A 17,451-nucleotide genomic window follows, 5' to 3' on the forward strand; every position below is an offset into this window, starting at 1 on the left:
GCATCCCATGGGGGGAATGGGATGCCGCCAAGCGCGGCCCCGAATTCGGGGGGTGACGTCGGGAGCCGCAATGCCAGAATCGATGTTCGGCCACCGGTCAGCATATGCGAGGTAAGGGTCCTGACAAAACGAAAAGGAGAGGATTCTCACTGATATATCGGTCGGGATCGATGTATGCGCCGCCACCTACTATCGGGGGTAGTCGGTTCCGGCGGCGGTGGGTACATTTCGTGGCAGACTCGCCGACACCCCTCGGCCTCGACCCAGCCCGCAAAGGAGCGCGCTCCCATGAGCGAACAGACCCCTGTCACGCAAGCCAGCAGCCAGATCGACCACCTGCTGAACGAGGACCGGCGCTTCGCGCCCACGGCCGAGTTCGCCGACAACGCCGTCGCCACCGCCGAGCTGTATGAACACGCCAAGGCCGACCGCCTCGGCTTCTGGGCCGATCAGGCCCGCGACCTCCATTGGCACAAGCCCTTCACCGAGGTGCTCGACTGGTCGAACCCGCCGTTCGCGCAGTGGTTCGCCGACGGCGAGCTCAACGTCGCGTACAACTGCCTCGACCGTCACGTCCAGGCCGGCAACGGCGACCGGGTGGCGCTGCTGTGGGAGGGCGAGCCCGGCGACGAGCGCCGCGTCACGTACGCCGAGCTCACCGACGAGGTGAAGCGCCTCGCCAACGTGCTCGAAGGTCTCGGCATCGGCCAGGGAGACCGCGTCGCGATCTACCTGCCGATGATCCCCGAGGCCGTCGCCTCGATGCTCGCGGTCGCGCGCATCGGCGCCATCCACTCCGTCGTGTTCGGCGGCTTCTCGGCCGACAGCCTGCGCGCCCGCATCGACGACGCCGGCGCCAAGCTCGTCATCACCGCCGACGGCGGCTACCGCAAGGGCAAGGTCTCGCCGCTGAAGCCCGCCGTCGACCTCGCTCTCGGCGACCGCGGCACCGGCGTGCAGGAGACCGTCGAGCACGTGCTCGTCGTGAAGCGCGGCGACAACGAGGTGGACTGGACCGACGGGCGCGACCTCTGGTGGCACGAGGTGGTGCCGCGGGCCGCGGCCGAGCACGAGGCGCGGGCCTTCCCCGCCGAGAACCCGCTGTTCATCCTCTACACGTCGGGCACCACCGGGAAGCCGAAGGGCATCCTCCACACCTCCGGCGGCTACCTGACGCAGTCCGCGTTCACGAACAAGGTCGTACACGACCTTCACCCCGAGACCGACGTGTACTGGTGCACCGCCGACATCGGGTGGATCACCGGGCACAGCTACGTCACCTACGGCCCGCTCGCGAACGGCGCGACGCAGGTGCTCTACGAGGGCACGCCGGATGCCCCCCACCCAGGTCGCTGGTGGGAGATCGTGCAGAAGTACGGGGTCACGGTGCTGTACACGGCGCCGACCGCGATCCGCTCGTTCATGAAGCTCGGCCGCGCGATCCCGAAGCAGTTCGACCTGTCATCGCTGCGCCTGCTCGGGTCGGTGGGTGAGCCCATCAACCCCGAGGCGTGGATGTGGTACCGCAAGATCATCGGCGGCAAGACCGCCCCGATCGTCGACACGTGGTGGCAGACCGAGACCGGCTCGATCATGGTGTCGGCGCTGCCGGGCGTCACCGAGACGAAGCCCGGCTCGGCGCAGGTTCCGCTCCCCGGCATCTCGATCGACGTCGTCGACGAGGACGGCACGCACGTCGGCAACGGCAACGGCGGTCTCCTCGTCGTCACGGAGCCGTGGCCCTCGATGCTTCGCGGCATCTGGGGCGACCCGGAGCGCTTCGTCGAGACGTACTGGGAGAAGTTCCAGCAGCAGGGCTACTACTTCGCCGGCGACGGCGCCCGCCTCGACGACGACGGCGACGTGTGGCTCCTCGGCCGCGTCGATGACGTCATGAACGTGTCGGGCCACCGCCTGTCCACGACCGAGATCGAGTCGGCGCTGGTCGGCAACGAAGCGGTCGCCGAAGCGGCCGTCGTGGGCGCCTCCGACGAGACCACCGGCCAGGCGGTCGTCGCGTTCGTCATCATCAAGCAGTCGTACCTGTCGGCCCACTCCCCCGACGGCCTCGCGCAGGGCCTGCGCCTGTGGGTCGGCGAGCAGATCGGCCCGATCGCCCGCCCCCGGGACGTCTACATCGTTGGCGAATTGCCCAAGACCCGCTCCGGGAAGATCATGCGGCGCCTGCTGCGCGACGTCGCCGAGGGCCGCGAGGTCGGCGACACGACCACCCTCGCCGACACGGCCGTCATGTCGGTGATCTCCGCGCAGGTCAAATAGCGAACGAGACGAGCGGATGCTGCAGCCCGGGGCTGCAGCATCCGCTCTGTGGTTCGGGGCTCTCGTGCCCGTCAGGCGAAGGAGAAGACGACCTCGACCTCGACGGGGGCGTCCAACGGCAGCACCGGCACCCCGACGGCGGAACGGGCGTGCTTGCCCGCGTCGCCGAAGACCTCGCCGAGCAGCTCGCTCGCGCCGTTAATGACGCCGGGCTGGCCGGTGAACTCGGGGACGGATGCCACGAACCCGGTGACCTTGAGGACGCCGGTGAGGCGGTCCACCCCGCCGACGGCGGCCGCTGCGGCCGCGATGGCGTTCAGCGCGCTCTGACGCGCGTAGCCCTTCGCGTCGGACGCGGGCACGAGTCCGTGGCCCTCACCGACCTTGCCGGTCGCCGGCAGGGCGCCGGAGATCATCGGCAGCTGGCCGGCGGTGTAGACGAGGTCGCCGTGCGCCTTCGCGGGCACGTAGGCGGCGACAGGCGGCACGACGTCGGGGAGGTCGATGCCGAGTTCAGCGAGGCGGGCGCTCACGCTCATGCTCACGCCTCCTCGAACTGCTTCGCGGCCTGGGCCGCAGCATCCAGTCCCGCGTTCTGCTGACCGCCGCCGGACGGGCGCTTGAAGTAGGCGACCAGACCGCCCTCGGGGCCCTGCACGACCTGCACGAGCTCCCAGCCCTGCTTGCCCCAGTTGTTGAGGATCGCGGCGGTGTTGTGGATCAGAAGGGGCGTGGTGAGGTACTCCCACGTCGTCATCGCGACTCCTCGAGTGTGCGGGAAGGACGGCTGGTGAAGGCTGGGAAACACCCCGGTCAGCTGTGCGTCCTTGATGGATCGCCCAGGTATCTCCCTTACGATCAACCCTATGCCTGATACCAAACGCACGGCCACCGGTGTGCTCGGCGGACTCGCCGGGCTCGTCGGCCTCAGTGCCGCAGCCGGTGTCCTCATTGCAGCGACCGTCACCCCCGCGGTCGCGCTCACGAGCACCGCGGCCGAGCGCGCGATCACGATGTTCGACAATCTCCCGAGCGTCCTCGAGATCGACAAGCTCATGCTTCCGAGCAACTTCTACGCCACGAACCCTGAGACCGGCGAGCAGACGCTGTTGACGAAGTTCCTGGAGCAGGACCGCACCCCGGTCAACTTCGACCAGATCAACCCCGTCATGTACGACGCCCTGCTCTCCAGCGAGGACCCGCGCTACTACCAGCACGGCGGCATCGACCTCATCGGAACGACCCGCGCGCTCCTGTCGAACGCCCAGGGCGGCGGCGAGACCCAGGGTGGCTCGTCGATCAGCCAGCAATACGTCAAGAACGTGCTGATCCAGAAGTGCGAGCAGAACGCCACGACGGTCTACGAGACGAATGAGAAGGGCGAGATCGTCAAGGACGAGGCGACCGGACTGCCCATCGAGAAGATGAGCCGCGACGCCGCACTGCGCCAGTGCTGGGTCGACGCCACCACGGCCGAGGGCTCGGACGGATACACCCGCAAGCTGCAGGAGATGCGTTACGCCATCTCGCTCGAGCAGAAGTACTCGAAGAACGACATCCTGCTCGGATACCTGAACATCGCGAACTTCGGCGGCATCACGTACGGCATCGAGGCCGCCGCGCGCCACTACTTCAACACCAACGCCGCCGGCCTCACCGTCGCGCAGGCGGCCACGCTGGCCGGCATGGTGCAGAACCCGAACAACTACCGCATCGACAAGCCGGGCGGGTCCATCTTCAGCTCCGACGGCACGGCCTTCAATAAGGCGCCCGACGGCGTCATCGACGAAGGCGCCAAGCTCGGTGTCCTCGACGCCTTGGTGGCGTCGGGCGAGATCACGGAGGAACAGAAGCTCGCCGCCGCCGACGGCTATACGTCGACGAAGGTGCGCCAGCTCTACGTGCTGAGCCGAATGCTCGACGATGGCAAGATCACGCGCGAGCAGTATGTGGAGGCTGCGGTCTGGCCGATCACGCCGTCCGTCGTCGAACCGACCACGGGCTGCCAGGCGGCACAGGGCGCCGCCTACTTCTGCCAGTACGTGAAGGACGTCATCCTCAATGACCCCGCTTTCGGAGAGACGCAGGACGAACGCCGGGCGCTGCTGCAGCGCGGCGGCCTGAACGTCTACACCACGCTCGACACGCGCGTGCAGACGGCCGCGCAGGACGCCATGACGAAGTACGCGCCGACGGCGATCGACATGCCGATCGGCCGCACCACCCCTTCTCCGGGGCGCTTCGGCGCTACCTCGGTGAGCATCGAGGCGACCACGGGTCGCGTGCTCGCGATCGCACAGAACACCAAGTTCAGCGAGGACGCCTCGCTCTCGAGCGACCCCAACTACGCCTCGCTGGTCTTCGCCGGCGATGCCAAGTTCGGCACCTCCGGCGGGTTCCCAGCCGGTTCGACGTTCAAGCTGTTCACGCTCATCGACTGGCTCGAGAAGGGCCATTCGGTCAATGAGACGCTGAACGGAACGCTGCACGTCTTCAAGAGGATGAAGAACTCGTGCGAGGGCGACTGGGTCAACGGGGCCAACACGCTCATCAAGAACTTCGGCAACAACGGTGGCTATATGGGCACGCCCATGCGCTTCACCAAGGACTCCCTGAACACCGGGTTCTTCGCCATGGCGGAGAAGCTCGACCTCTGCGACATCAAGAACGTCGCCACCCGCATGGGCGTGACGCAGGGCAACGGCAACGAGGTCGAGATGACCAACTTGAACTCCATCATCGGCACGAACTTCGTCTCGCCGATGGCGATGGCCGAGGCCTACGCGACGGTCGCCAACAACGGCATCTACTGCCAGCCTCAGGCGATCGACCGCGTCACGGACTCGGACGGCAACGAGCTGGCGAAGCCCGCGCGCGCGTGCACCCAGGTCATCGCCCCGAACGTCGCCGCGACCGCCGCGTACGCACTGCAGGGGGTCATGGCAGGCGGCGGCACCGGTCAGGGCGGAAACCCCGGCGATGGCACCCCGCTCATCGGCAAGACCGGCACGCACGAAGAGATCACGACGTGGATGGTCGAATCGAGCACGAAGGTGGCCACGGCGACGTGGGTCGGCAACGTGCAGGGCGGCGGCGACATCACGAAGACGTCGTACAACGGCAACCGCCTCAACCAGATCCGTTTCCCGATCACCCGCGCGATTCAGGGCGCGGCCAACGACGTGTACGGCGGTGACAAGTTCGCCGCTCCCGACAACGAGCTCACGAAGGTCCAGCTGACCGATCTCCCGAACGTCGTCGGCAAGTCGGTCGATGAGGCGACCAAGATCCTGACCGACGCCGGATTCACCGCCGAGGTCGGCGCTCCCGTCGACTCCGATCAGCCGGCGGGGGTCGTCGCCGCGCAGAACCCGGGGCCGGGCAAGGTCGCAGGCGGCAGCACCGTCACGATCAACCCGAGCAACGGCGAGGGAATCGCCGTACCCAACGTCGCGGGGAGCACGCTCGATGACGCCAAGAAGGCGCTGCGCAGCGCGGGCTTCGGCAACGTCGGCGACGGCACCTGTACCGCCGATGCCAGCCTCGGCGCCCAGACCAAGGCCGGCGCGACGAACCCGGCTGCAGGCTCGGTGGTGAACCGCAACGCGTCGATCACGGTGGACTACGCCGCCGCGGTCTGCGGAGGCGGCCGCGGTCCCGGCAACGGCGGCGGCGGCAACGGCTAGTGCCCTCGACAACGACTCGCACCGCCCTCACCGTGCTCGGCACGGTGGGGGCGGTCGGCGCGGGCGCCGCGGCCTGGGGCATCGGCATCGAGCGCTACCTCTTCACTGTTCGCTTCCATGAGGTTCCTGTGCTCCCCGCGGGCGCCAAGCCGCTCCGCGTCCTGCACCTCTCCGATGCGCACATGGCGCCGTGGCAGCACCGCAAGCAGGAATGGATCGCGAGGCTCGCGGAGTTCCAGCCCGACCTGATCGTCAACACCGGCGACAACATGGGCCACTTCGACGGTCTCCGCGGACTCCGCCGCGCCTACGACCCGCTGCGCGGGGTGCCCGGCGTCTTCGTGCACGGCTCGAACGACCACGCCGCGCCGTCTCCTCGCAACCCGTTCCTGTACTTCACCGGACCTTCGAAGGTGAAGCACGCCGCGGAGCCTCTCGACACCGATGCGCTGGACGACTATCTCGCCCGCGAGCTCGGCTGGCTCGACCTCAACAACAGGGTGGGATCGTTGGATGCCGGTGGTCTGCGCATCGCCGCGTTCGGCGTGAGTGACGCCCATCGTCACTGGGACCGCCTCGAGGCACTTCCCGAGCCGCTGGCCGCGCTCCGCGACGGGCAGACCTTCGACCTCTCGATCGGCGTGACCCACGCCCCCTATCGCCGTGTGCTCGACGACTTCGTCGGCCTGGGGGCAGACGCGATCTTCGGCGGCCACACGCACGGCGGCCAGGTCCGCGTCCCCGGCTTCGGCGCGCTCGTCGCCAACTGCGACATCCCGCTTCGTCAGGCCCGCGGGCTCAGCGCGTGGGAGCACGACGGCCACTCGGTGCCGCTCAACGTGAGCGCAGGGCTCGGTCACTCGATCTACGCTCCGGTGCGCTTCGCCTGCCGCCCCGAGGCCTCCCTCCTCACGCTCGTTCCGCGGGCATAGCGGCGCGATCAGGGCTCCTCCCCAACGACGCCCGCGGATCGGTCGTCCACAGTTCGCCGGCCGCGGCCGCCGCCACGTGCGCGAGGCGTCGATCCTCGATGCATGGCTGCTCCGCGTTCCACACGATCCGCTGACCCCCCGTTCCGGAACACGCTCGTCGCCACGACGATCGTTCACGGCATCGGGCTGCCCGTGCGCCTGCGGCTGCTCGCGCTCCTGATCGCCCTGGTGATCATGGTCGTGTCCGCTCCGTCCGCCGTCGACCTGACGGAGGGTGCCGATGACGGCAACACGGATCGGACCCGTGGCTTCGGTCGGCACGCCCCGTTCATGCCGGTCAACCCAGACGGAGAGTAAGCATGTCCACGACGGACTCCTCGACAGCGCTGTTCCGGCCCCGGTCCCGACGGCGCGCGTCGGCGCTGCCCCTGGTCATCGCCGCGATCGTGATCGGGATCACCCTCCTCTCCGCGCCCCGCGCCGACGCCGCCGAGCGCGGCACCGGGTTCGGCACCTGGGCTCCGGTCTCGACCTACGGCTGGCACGGATCGATGCTGGTCGGCGGCGTGCACACGTACTGCATCACTCCCGGCGCGCCCGCACCGACAGGCCCGACCGCCGACCACGGAATCAGCGGATCGGCTGCCGGCCTCTTGCCGCAGCAGCTCGCCGGAATCAATCTCCTCGTGACGACGTACGGACAGACCGATGACCCCGTCCAGGCCGCAGCGGTGGCATGGGCGGTCAAGGCGATCGCGAACCGCGAAGAGACGCTGCATGCCTTCGGCTACCGTGGGGACTCGCTCGCCGGTGCTGTCCACTGGACGATGTCCGCACTCTCCCCGCAGCACGACCGCGCCGTCCAGGAGCGTGCCGCGGCGTACTACGACGAAGCAACACGTGCTCCGGCGGGCCCTTCCACCGCGAGCGGAAGCCTCGTGTTCACGACGGATGCCGCCGACCACCGCAGGGGTACCGTCCGGGTCGACACGACCGCCGCAGCGACGGGCACGATCACCCTGACGAACGCGGTCTTCGCGGAATCGGGCTCACCGACGCTCGAGAGCGCGGCATCGGGGTCGACGTACGCCATCCGCACCGCGCCGCCGACCGAAGGTCGTGCCTATACCGTGAGCGGAACGGGTCGTTTCGACGCCGGCCTCCCCGCCGCGGTTCGGCATTTCACGACGCCGGGGGGCCAGGAGACCGCCGGACCGGCGGGGCGGGTCCAGTTCGAGGTGTCCGGGGCCGACGCCGCCCCGCGATTCCCGCCGTTCTCGCCGGCCATATCGACGCAGGTCGCGCAGCGGGACGCAGCAGGCGGTCCGTACACAGACGAGGTCACCTTCACCGCGACCGAGGGCTCGTGGCCGCGCGCCGACGACGGCTCCTACCTGCCGGTGACGGCGAGCGCGGTCGTGTACCGCACCGACACCGAGCCCGTCGCCGGCTCGGCACTCCCCGGCGACGAGGCTATGGTCGGCACGCTGCAGCTCACGACCGACCCCGCGACGGGGCCGACCGCGCCGTACACGATCGCGTCCTCGTGGGAGATGACCACCGCGGGGTATTACACCGCCGTCTGGAGCCTGCGTGCGGCCGACCAACTTCCCTCCGTGGCCGCCCACACCGGCGTTGACTTCGCCTGGACCGAACGGTTCGGCGAGCCCTCGCAGGTCACCGTGATCGCCCCACCGCCACCGACGCCCGCTGCTACCCCGGCCGCCGAAGCGCCTCCGGCCGCGGCCGCCGCGTCTCCGGCGGAGCTGGCGGCCACCGGCACGGACGCCGCCGCTCTCCGAGCACCCGCGGCGATCGCCGTCGCTCTCCTCAGCCTCGGTGTCGCGATCGTGAGCTCGAGACGGCCGTGGTCAGCAGCACCCCTGACGATCGGTTAGACTCGGAGGGTTGCAAAACGGGGTGTGGCGCAGCTTGGTAGCGCGCTTCGTTCGGGACGAAGAGGCCGCAGGTTCAAATCCTGTCACCCCGACAGCAGAGAGGCTCCGCCGCGAGGCGGAGCCTTTCGCATGAAAGGACGGACACCATGGTCGACATCGCCACCCCGCCCCTTCTCGTCGCGTTCGATCTCGACGACACGCTTGCTCCATCCAAGAGCCAGATCGACCCTCGCATCGGCGAACTGCTGGTCGCGCTGGCAGAGCGCGTGGACGTGGCCATCATCTCCGGCGGCCAGCTCGCACAGTTCACGACGCAGGTCGTCGACCGCCTTCCGGACGCCCCGGCCGACACCTTGGCGCGTCTGCACCTCCTCCCCACCTGCGGCACGCAGTACTACCGTCTCGCCGGGGACGAAGTCGTCACGGTCTACAAGCGCTCGCTCACGGACGACCAGAAGTCGCGCGCCCTTGCCGCCGTCGAGGGCGAGGCTCGCCGCCTCGGTTTGTGGGAGTCAGAGACGTGGGGCGACATCCTGGAGGATCGCGGGTCCCAGATCACCTTCTCGGCCCTCGGCCAGCGGGCTCCCGTTCTGGCGAAGACAGCGTGGGACCCCACCGGCGAGAAGAAGAACAGCCTGCGTGCCGCGGTCGCTGCGCTGCTGCCCGATCTCGAGGTGCGCTCCGGGGGCTCGACCTCGGTCGACATCACCGAGCAGGGCATCGACAAGGCCTACGGCATGCGTCAGCTCGCAGAGCAGACCGGCATCTCCCTCGACGACATGCTCTTCGTCGGCGACCGCCTCGACCCCGACGGCAACGACTATCCGGTCCTCGCGATGGGCGTGCGCTGCCAGTCCGTCGACGGCTGGGAAGACACGGTCGTCTACCTCGAGCAGCTCATCCCCACGCTTCCCGTCCGCGTCTGACGCAGCATCGGTGGCCTCGCGCCGGCCGGATCGCTCGCCGGTCACGCTCTGCTGCGGTGAGCGGCAGATCGTGACAGGCGAGCATCGACGGGCGAGCGGTCAGGCCTTCGCGCGCGGCCCGGTGCTCTTCGCGGCGGGAGCCTTCGCAGGACGGGATGCTGCAGCATCCCCGCTCGCAGCACTCGACGCCGTCGTGGCCCGGCCGGCGCGCGGGCGCGGCGCCGAGGCGACGGCCGCCTCAGCGGCGGGGGCGGACACCGCGATCGGGACGAGCCGCTGCAGCTGCGTGACGTGGCGCGGCTCGAGCTCCGCAATGGACGAGACGCCGAGGAGCTTCATGGTGCGCTCGATCTCGCTGCGCAGGATCGCGATCGTGCGGTCGACGCCCTGGCGTCCGCCGGCCATCAGGCCGTACAGGTACGCGCGGCCGATGAGCGTGAACTTCGCACCGAGTGCGATCGAGGCGACGATGTCGGCACCGTTCATGATGCCGGTGTCGACCATGACCGTGGCGTCCTTCCCGACCTCGCGCACGACCTCGGGGAGGAGGCGGAACGGGATCGGCGCGCGGTCGAGCTGACGGCCGCCGTGGTTCGACAGGATGATGCCGTCGACGCCGGCGTCGATGAGCCGCTTCGAGTCCGCGACGTTCTGCACGCCCTTGATCACGATCTTGCCCGGCCAGATCTCACGGATGATCGCGAGGTCGTCATAGCTGATGGTCGGGTCCATCGCCGAGTTGAGCAGCTCGCCGACCGTCCCGCCGGTCGTCGAGAGCGACGCGAACTCGAGCTTGGGAGTGGTGAGGAAGTCGTACCACCACCACGGGCGCGGGATCGCGTTGACGATGGTGCCGAGCGTCAGCTGCGGCGGGATCGAGAAGCCGTTGCGCTTGTCGCGCAGGCGTGCGCCGGCGACCGGCGTGTCCACCGTGAACTGCAGCGTGTCGAATCCTGCCTCGGCCGCGCGGCGGGCCAGGCCGTACGAGATCTCGCGGTCGCGCATGACGTACAGCTGGAACCAGTTGCGCCCGTTCGGGTTCGCGGCCTTCACGCCCTCGATCGACGTCGTGCCGAGCGTCGAGAGCGTGAACGGGATGCCGGCGGCACCAGCGGCACCGGCGCCGGCGATCTCGCCCTCGGTCTGCATGAGGCGCGTGAAGCCCGTCGGTGCGATGCCGAACGGCATGGTCGACGGGCCGCCGAGGATCTCGGTCGACATGTCGACGTTCTCGGCGGGGCGCAGCACATCGGGGTGGAACTCGATGTCCTCGAACGCCTGGCGCGCGCGCGACAGCGACAGCTCGCCCTCGGCGGCGCCGTCGGTGTAGTCGAACGCGGCCTTGGGCGTGCGGCGCTTCGCGATGTCGCGCAGGTCGTAGATCGTCAGCGCGGACTCGAGGCGGCGCTTCTTGCCGTCGAGCTCGGGCTTCTTGAACTGCATGAGCTCGAGGAGCTCCTTGGGATTGGGGAACTGCCGGGTGACCATGAGTACCTCTCCGATGGGTCAGATCTGGGTGCGTGCGGCGGCCGAGCGGGCGAGACCCGCCGCCGCGTAGTAGCCGACGATGTGGTCGTGGACGAGGGTGCGAGCGAGGGCGGGTTCGCCCGCGTCGACGGCATCGAGGATCGCGTGATGCTCGTGGCGCAGGCGGTCGGCCGCGGCATCCCATTGCGCGATGCCCGCCGCACCCGCCTGCACGTACGACTCGATCGCCGTGCGCAGCCCCGCCATCATCGCCGCGATGACGAGGTTGCCGGAGGCCTCGGCGAGCGCGAGGTGCAGCTGGGCGTCGAGGGCCAGGAACTCGGGAGCGGTGAGATCGTCGGCGTCCATCGCATCGAGCACCTCGCGCGCCTGCGCGGTCGAACGCGCAGGGTCGGTGGCGAGGGTGTCGACGACGGCCGATTCCAGCACGAGCCTGGTCGCGACGACGTCGTCGAAAGGGAAGCCCTGCGCGGCGACCTGCAGCCGCAGCAGCGCCGACATGCCGCCCTGCGGTGTCGCGATGATGATGGCCCCGGAGGTCGGCCCCGACCCGGTCCCGGTGCGGATGAGCCCCATCACCTCGAGGACGCGCAGCGCCTCGCGGACGCTGGAACGCCCCACACCGAGCGTGGCGGCGAGCTCGCGCTCGGGCGCGAGCCGATCGCCGGGCTTGAGGGTGCCGTCGAGCAGGTCGGTCTCGATCCTCTCGAGCACGACGCGCCACGCGCGTGCAGGCGCGAGCGCCGGCGGAGTCGGGGTGCCTGCCACGGATCTCCTCGTCGATGTCGGATCCGGCGCCCTCCTCATTGAAGGGCACGGTGTGGTCTGACCACGATATCTTGTGGTCGGACCACAGACAACCCGTATGACGACGCATGTCTGCACGGACCACTACGCTGACCCCATGGACCCCCTCCTCCTCGTCCTCATCGTCGCGGGCGTCGCCGCCGCGTTCTGCTGGATCACCTCGCTCGTCACGAACGAGACGTCCTGGATCGATCGACTGTGGTCGATCGTCCCCGTGATCTACGTGTGGATCTTCGCGGCTGCCGCGCTCATCGCGGGCGTCGACGCGACGCGCCTCGTCGTGATGGCGCTCCTGGTCACGGCGTGGGGTGCGCGGCTCACCTTCAACTTCGCGCGCAAGGGCGGCTACACCGGCATGGAGGACTACCGGTGGGCGATCCTGCGCGGCCGCATGACGCGCTGGCAGTTCCAGCTGTTCAACATCTTCTTCATCGTGCTCTTCCAGAGCGCGCTGCTCGTGCTCATCTCGCTTCCCGCATACATCGCGTGGCAGCATCCCGCGCCGTTCACCGGATGGGATGCCGCGTTCGCGGTGCTGTTCGCCGCGTTCCTGGTCGGCGAGACCGTGGCGGATCAGCAGCAGTGGGCGTTCCACAAGGCCAAGAAGGCGGCGGGCGGCACGCTCGAGCCCGGCTTCGTCACGACCGGGCTCTTCAGCTACAGCCGCCACCCGAACTTCTTCTTCGAGCAGGCGCAGTGGTGGGCGTTCTACGCGCTCGGCGCCGTCGCTCTCGTCGCCGACGGCGGCAGCTGGCTGAACTGGACGATCGCCGGCGCTGCCCTGCTGACCGTGCTGTTCATCGGCTCGACGGTGTTCACCGAGTCCATCTCGACGTCGAAGTACCCGGCCTACCGCGAGTATCAGCGCACGACGTCGATGCTGGTCCCACTTCCCCGCCGGCGCGGACGCGCACCCGAGACGGCCTGACAGCGGGCCGCCGCACCGGCGCCGCCGTCACTCGAGACGGCCGCCGGAAGCCCGAAGGTAGTCCTCGGCGCACAGCGATTCGTAGGTGACGCGGTCCGCGGTGAGCTCGTCGATCGCCACCTGATCGCCGTCGAAGACGAACCGGCCGCCGACGAGGCGGGCATTGAACAGCGCCTTGCGGCCGCAGCGGCAGATGGTCTTCAGCTCTTCGAGGCTGTGGGCGAGCTCGAGCAGCCGCGCCGACCCGGGGAACGCCTGGGTCTGGAAGTCGGTGCGGATGCCGTAGGCGAGCACGGGCACGCCGTCGAAGACGACGATGCGGAGCAGGTCGTCGACCTGCTCCCGGGTCAGGAACTGCGCCTCGTCGATGAGCAGGCACGCGACGTCGACCTCGTGCTCGTCTGACTCCGGAACGAGAGTGTCTGACGCCTCGGCTTTGACCCGCGCGCGGTGCTCCGCGAACAGGACGCGGATGTCGTCCTCGGGACGCACCAGGAAGTCGACAGTGCGCTTGACGCCGAGGCGGCTGTCGATCTGGTCGGCACCCTTGGTGTCGATGGCGGGCTTGGCGAGGAGCACATGCTGCCCCCGCTCCTCGTAGTTGTAGGCGGCCTGGAGGAGCGACGTCGACTTGCCGGAGTTCATCGCTCCGTAGCGGAAGTAGAGCTTGGCCACGGATCGAGCGTAGTCGGTGGCGCTCTCGGCGCCCGCCCGCACGTCTGCCTGCGCCGGACGCCGGTCAGCGGCCGCCGAAGCCTCCGCCGCCGCCTCCACCGCCCGAGAACCCGCCTCCGGAGGATCCGCCCGAGAACGACCAGCTCGAACTCGAGGACGAGCTCGACGACGACCCCGGGCGCGACACCGGGGTGGCCGCGAGCCGTCCGATCGACGACGACGCGTCGGAGAGCGAGCGCGAGGTCACCGCGTCGAACAGTGCCAGCTGCGAGGCGCCTTCGACGGCTCCCGCCGCGCGGATGACGTTCACCCACTCGCGCTCCATGCCGAACAGCACCGCGTACGGCAGCAGGTGCTCGTACAGGTTGACGACGGATGCGCCGGGAGCATCCGGCGAGTCACCGTAGGGGCGACGCCCCGACGAGACGAGATCGGCGGTCCGCGGCGACTGCGCCGCGCGCAGGCGGTCCTCCTCCGCGAGCTGCAGATACTCGCGGATCCCCTCCAGAAAGGTCTTGTGCATGCCGCCCGCGACGGTGAGCACCGACTTCGGGAGCGAGAAGAACGGCAGCCCGATGAACGCGAAGAAGGCGCTGCCCAGCGCGGCGAAGTAGATGACGTTCCCCAGCTGCCCGAGGGGATCGAGCACCACGAATGCGCCGTCGGCGAAGAAGATGAGGAGCATCGCAAGCGCAAGCCCGGCCAGCTGGATGAATCCGCGCAGCAGCGTGATCCAGTCCGGCAGCTTGCTGCGATACCCGCGCTGAACCGTGAACTCATCGATCCGCCGCACGTACGTGACGGCACGCGACGGGGGCTTGCGGGCGAACGCGCCCAGGTCGACGTCGGCGCCGGCTTCGGCCTTGCGGCCGAACAGAGTGTCGACGATGCGACGCTCGTCGCTGTCGAGGCCGGCGCTGTCGCGCAGCACCACCTCAAAGTCGTCGGCGTCCTCGAGGTCGCCCGTCGCCCGGATCTCGACCGCGTCCTTCACCGCGAGATCGACCACGTTCGCCGCCAGGGCCCGCTCCGGAACGTCGAGCACCCCCGCCGACAGCGTCAGCGACTCGTCGTCGGGAGGCGTGTACTGCACGATCACCGGCGACCGGTCGGGGTTCCGCCGCGCGGCGGCCTTCACCACGAGCACGAACACGAGACCGCCGATTCCCGACACCAGGGCGAGCACCGGGAGGATCCAGAGCCACCACGGGTACGGGGGCGGGGGCGGCGGGCTCGGGGCTGCGAAGGTGCCCTGCTCGAAGCCGAGCGCCACCGTCACGTTCTCGTTCGGGCCCAGGCCTTCGTCACCCGCGCTGAACACGACCGCGCTCGTCGCCGACGCGCCGACGGCCTGCGCCCACGCCTGGACGGCGTCCGGCAGCGACTCAGGCTCCGCCGCGCGCTCGATCGCGCACTGCTCGGTCGATCCGTAGGGCCCGGCATAGCAGAACGCACGCCCTTCGATCAGGCCGGCTGCAGCATCCGTCGCCACATGCACGTCAGCGGTGACGACATCGAACGGCTGCGCGTGGTCGGTGCCGACCGTGTCCCAGTAGAACTCGTCGGCCGCGGTGTCCTCGTAGCGCAGCACGACGTCGCTCATCTCGTACGTGATGACGTAGGTCTGCGCACCGCGCACGTAGGAGTCGTCGCCGGTGAGCACGTAGATCCAGTCGCCGTCGCGTTCGGTCCACCACGGGATCGCCGCGCCGTCGGCGCCGGTCACGGTGTAGACGACGGTGCCGAGGTCGATGCCGCTGTCGACGACCGGCAGCGCCCGCACCATGCCCTTGTTCTGGTCGAAGTCCGGGAAGCGCGCCACGATCGTCTCGGTGGTGAGCAGGCGACTGCGCTCGCCCGTGCCGCGGACGAGCCAGTAGTCGGCCCGGAACGAATCGAACGTGAAATCGTCGACGGATGCTGCCCCCACCGCGTCGAGGACGGCGGGGCGTTCGCTCCCCCGCGCCGCTACCGCCGCGGGCGTGGCGGAGGCACCCGCGACCCCGAGCGTGATCGCACCCGCGACGACGAGCGCGACGAGCACCCCGGTGGCGATCCCCCAGCGACGCCATCCGCGTCGTGACACCGACATGCACCCACCCTAGGGGCGCGCGGGCCCGCTCGCCCAGGAGGGCGCGCGGCGGATCAGGCGGTGAGCGCCAGCGCCTCGGCGGTCTCGTCGAGCGACTCCCGCGCGACCTCGGGACGCGCGTTGAGCGTGTCGCCGTAGCTCGGGATGAGCTCGCGCAGGCGCGGCTCCCACCCCTCGATGCGGTCGGGGAAGCAGGTCTTCAGCAGGCCGAGCATGATCGAGACGGCGGTCGAGGCGCCCGGGGAGGCGCCGAGCAGGCCGGCGATCGTGCCGTCGGCTCCGGTGACGACCTCCGTGCCGAACTGCAGCACGCCGCCCTTCTCCGGGTCCTTCTTCATGACCTGCGCGCGCTGGCCGGCCTGGATGATCTCCCAGTCCTCGTCCTTCGCGGTGGGCATGAAGGTGCGGAGGCTGTCGACCTTCTTCTTGTGGTTCTTCAGCAGCTCGCCGACCAGGTAGGTGATGAGGCTGGGGTTGTCCCACGCCACCTTGAGCATCGGGCCGAGGTTGCCCGGGCGCACCTGGCCCACGATGTCGAACCACGATCCGGTCTTGAGGAACTTCGGGCTGAACGTCGCGAACGGCCCGAACAGCAGCGAGGCCTCGCCGTCCACGACGCGCGTGTCGAGGTGCGGCACCGACATCGGCGGCGCGCCGACCGAGGCCTGCGAGTACACCTTCGCCTTGTGCTGCGCCACGACCGCGGGATTCGACGTCTTGAGGAACTGCCCGCCGATCGGGAACACGCCATAGCCCGAGATCTCGGGGATACCGGAGCGCTGCAGCAGCTTGAGCGCCCAGCCCCCGGCGCCGACGAAGACGAACTTCGCCCGGATCTCGCCCGGCGTGCGGCCGATCGTGCGGCGGTACTTCACGCTCCAAGTGCCGTCCGAGAGGCGCTTCAGCTTGCGCACCTCGGTGTTGACTCGGACGTCGGCGCCGTTCTCGGCGAGCCTGTCGACCAGCTGACGGGTCAGGGCGCCGAAGTCGACATCCGTGCCGGCGGGCACACGCGTCGCCGCGAACGGCTCGCCCTTGCGTCGCTTCTGCATGAGCAGCGGTGCCCACGTGTTGATCACGCGGGAGTCCTCGCTGTACTCGATGCCGGCGAACAGCGGCTCGTCCTTGAGGGCCTCGTAGCGCTTCTTGAGGTACGCGACGTCCTTCTCGCCCCGCACGAACGTCATGTGCGGGGCCGAGTTGATGAATGTCGACGGGGCGTCGAGCACGCCGGCCTCGACGAGCGACGACCACAGCTGCCGGCTCTGCTGGAACTGCTCGTTGATCGAGATCGCCTTGGCGGGGTCGACCGAGCCGTCCTTGCCCTCGGGCATGTAATTCAGCTCGCACAGGGCCGCGTGGCCTGTGCCGGCGTTGTTCCACGCGTTCGAGCTCTCCAGCGCGACGTCGCTCAGCCGTTCGAACACGGCGATCTTGAGGTCGGGCTGCAACTCCTGCAGGAGCGTGCCGAGCGTCGCGCTCATGATCCCGCCGCCGATCAGCAGCACGTCGACGGTCTCGACGTGGGGATTGTTGTCGGCGTGGTTCTGAGCGGGCGTTGCGGTCACCAGACGATTCTAGTTCCGCGTGAAAGCATCCCCGACCCTGGCCGGGTTCTCACACCGAAAATCCGGCGATTCTTTCCGGAACGCCAAGCGAGCGGATGCTCCCCGCGCCCTCTCCGCGCATCGCTTCGCGCTGCGTGGAGCCTCGGGGCGCGTGGGGCCGACCTCGGAAAC

The 17,451-nt window shown here is 69.3% G+C and carries 14 protein-coding genes and 1 tRNA gene; 8 read left to right on the forward strand and 7 right to left on the reverse strand.

The window, feature by feature from the left end:
- Window positions 1-288 precede the first annotated feature (288 nt).
- Entirely contained in the window at window positions 289-2,280 is a 1,992-nt protein-coding gene (acs, locus tag J2Y46_RS16400; protein ID WP_045298028.1) for an acetate--CoA ligase, read from the forward strand.
- 71 nt (window positions 2,281-2,351) lie between these two features.
- Here the strand turns inward: acs and J2Y46_RS16405 are convergent, their stop codons facing one another.
- Complete coding sequence (locus tag J2Y46_RS16405) at window positions 2,352-2,819, reverse strand: RidA family protein (RefSeq protein WP_045298027.1); 468 nt, start codon at window positions 2,817-2,819, stop codon at window positions 2,352-2,354.
- A 2-nt stretch (window positions 2,820-2,821) separates the two neighbouring features.
- Window positions 2,822-3,037, reverse strand: coding sequence for a hypothetical protein (locus J2Y46_RS16410; RefSeq protein ID WP_045298026.1), 216 nt, complete (start codon window positions 3,035-3,037; stop codon window positions 2,822-2,824).
- A gap of 109 nt (window positions 3,038-3,146) precedes the next feature.
- Here J2Y46_RS16410 and J2Y46_RS16415 point away from each other — a divergent pair, with 109 nt between their 5' ends.
- From J2Y46_RS16415 to J2Y46_RS16440, 6 genes are all read left to right on the forward strand, one after another.
- Window positions 3,147-5,966: a transglycosylase domain-containing protein gene (locus J2Y46_RS16415; protein ID WP_310243707.1), complete on the forward strand. Its 2,820-nt coding sequence runs from the start codon at window positions 3,147-3,149 to the stop codon at window positions 5,964-5,966.
- The gene (locus tag J2Y46_RS16420; RefSeq protein ID WP_045298024.1) at window positions 5,966-6,898 is read left to right on the forward strand and encodes a metallophosphoesterase; all 933 of its coding nucleotides are present in this window, start codon (window positions 5,966-5,968) and stop codon (window positions 6,896-6,898) included. Before J2Y46_RS16415 ends, J2Y46_RS16420 begins: the two co-directional genes overlap by 1 nt.
- 102 nt (window positions 6,899-7,000) lie before the next feature.
- Window positions 7,001-7,255 carry a hypothetical protein gene (locus J2Y46_RS16425; protein ID WP_045298023.1) on the forward strand — a complete coding sequence of 85 codons (255 nt, stop codon included), beginning with the start codon at window positions 7,001-7,003 and terminating at the stop codon, window positions 7,253-7,255.
- Window positions 7,256-7,257: 2 nt separating this feature from the next.
- Window positions 7,258-8,796, forward strand: coding sequence for a hypothetical protein (locus J2Y46_RS16430; protein ID WP_045298022.1), 1,539 nt, complete (start codon window positions 7,258-7,260; stop codon window positions 8,794-8,796).
- Between the two features lie 18 nt (window positions 8,797-8,814).
- Window positions 8,815-8,888: transfer RNA gene (locus J2Y46_RS16435), tRNA-Pro, on the forward strand.
- A 54-nt stretch (window positions 8,889-8,942) separates the two neighbouring features.
- Window positions 8,943-9,722 carry an HAD-IIB family hydrolase gene (locus J2Y46_RS16440; protein WP_045298021.1) on the forward strand — a complete coding sequence of 260 codons (780 nt, stop codon included), beginning with the start codon at window positions 8,943-8,945 and terminating at the stop codon, window positions 9,720-9,722.
- Between the two features lie 99 nt (window positions 9,723-9,821).
- Here the strand turns inward: J2Y46_RS16440 and J2Y46_RS16445 are convergent, their stop codons facing one another.
- Both J2Y46_RS16445 and J2Y46_RS16450 read right to left on the reverse strand, forming a co-directional pair.
- Window positions 9,822-11,210: an alpha-hydroxy acid oxidase gene (locus J2Y46_RS16445; RefSeq protein WP_045298020.1), complete on the reverse strand. Its 1,389-nt coding sequence runs from the start codon at window positions 11,208-11,210 to the stop codon at window positions 9,822-9,824.
- An 18-nt stretch (window positions 11,211-11,228) separates the two neighbouring features.
- The gene (locus J2Y46_RS16450; protein ID WP_045298019.1) at window positions 11,229-11,978 is read right to left on the reverse strand and encodes a FadR/GntR family transcriptional regulator; all 750 of its coding nucleotides are present in this window, start codon (window positions 11,976-11,978) and stop codon (window positions 11,229-11,231) included.
- A 136-nt stretch (window positions 11,979-12,114) separates the two neighbouring features.
- On the opposite strand from J2Y46_RS16450, the gene J2Y46_RS16455 reads away from it, so the two are divergent.
- A complete protein-coding gene (locus tag J2Y46_RS16455; RefSeq protein WP_045298296.1) occupies window positions 12,115-12,945 on the forward strand; it encodes a DUF1295 domain-containing protein in 831 nt (276 codons plus the stop codon).
- A 27-nt stretch (window positions 12,946-12,972) separates the two neighbouring features.
- Here J2Y46_RS16455 and J2Y46_RS16460 read toward each other — a convergent pair whose 3' ends face one another.
- The 3 genes from J2Y46_RS16460 to J2Y46_RS16470 form a co-directional block, all read right to left on the reverse strand.
- A complete protein-coding gene (locus tag J2Y46_RS16460) occupies window positions 12,973-13,620 on the reverse strand; it encodes a thymidine kinase (protein WP_045298294.1) in 648 nt (215 codons plus the stop codon).
- A gap of 64 nt (window positions 13,621-13,684) precedes the next feature.
- The gene (locus J2Y46_RS16465) at window positions 13,685-15,712 is read right to left on the reverse strand and encodes a DUF2207 domain-containing protein (protein ID WP_310243713.1); all 2,028 of its coding nucleotides are present in this window, start codon (window positions 15,710-15,712) and stop codon (window positions 13,685-13,687) included.
- 53 nt (window positions 15,713-15,765) lie between these two features.
- Window positions 15,766-17,280: a malate:quinone oxidoreductase gene (locus tag J2Y46_RS16470; RefSeq protein WP_084695636.1), complete on the reverse strand. Its 1,515-nt coding sequence runs from the start codon at window positions 17,278-17,280 to the stop codon at window positions 15,766-15,768.
- Window positions 17,281-17,451 lie beyond the last annotated feature (171 nt).

Source organism: Microbacterium sp. BE35 (assembly GCF_031457705.1).
Taxonomy (GTDB): Bacteria; Actinomycetota; Actinomycetes; order Actinomycetales; family Microbacteriaceae; genus Microbacterium; species Microbacterium trichothecenolyticum.

Bases quoted from the DNA above. Each gene is read 5' to 3' on its own strand.
- acs (WP_045298028.1), top strand. From the start codon at position 289: ATGAGCGAACAGACCCCTGTCACGCAAGCCAGCAGCCAGATCGACCAC.
- J2Y46_RS16405 (WP_045298027.1), bottom strand. From the start codon at position 2,819: ATGAGCGTGAGCGCCCGCCTCGCTGAACTCGGCATCGACCTCCCCGAC.
- J2Y46_RS16410 (WP_045298026.1), bottom strand. From the start codon at position 3,037: ATGACGACGTGGGAGTACCTCACCACGCCCCTTCTGATCCACAACACC.
- J2Y46_RS16415 (WP_310243707.1), top strand. From the start codon at position 3,147: ATGCCTGATACCAAACGCACGGCCACCGGTGTGCTCGGCGGACTCGCC.
- J2Y46_RS16425 (WP_045298023.1), top strand. From the start codon at position 7,001: ATGGCTGCTCCGCGTTCCACACGATCCGCTGACCCCCCGTTCCGGAAC.
- J2Y46_RS16430 (WP_045298022.1), top strand. From the start codon at position 7,258: ATGTCCACGACGGACTCCTCGACAGCGCTGTTCCGGCCCCGGTCCCGA.
- J2Y46_RS16440 (WP_045298021.1), top strand. From the start codon at position 8,943: ATGGTCGACATCGCCACCCCGCCCCTTCTCGTCGCGTTCGATCTCGAC.
- J2Y46_RS16445 (WP_045298020.1), bottom strand. From the start codon at position 11,210: ATGGTCACCCGGCAGTTCCCCAATCCCAAGGAGCTCCTCGAGCTCATG.
- J2Y46_RS16455 (WP_045298296.1), top strand. From the start codon at position 12,115: ATGGACCCCCTCCTCCTCGTCCTCATCGTCGCGGGCGTCGCCGCCGCG.
- J2Y46_RS16465 (WP_310243713.1), bottom strand. From the start codon at position 15,712: ATGTCGGTGTCACGACGCGGATGGCGTCGCTGGGGGATCGCCACCGGG.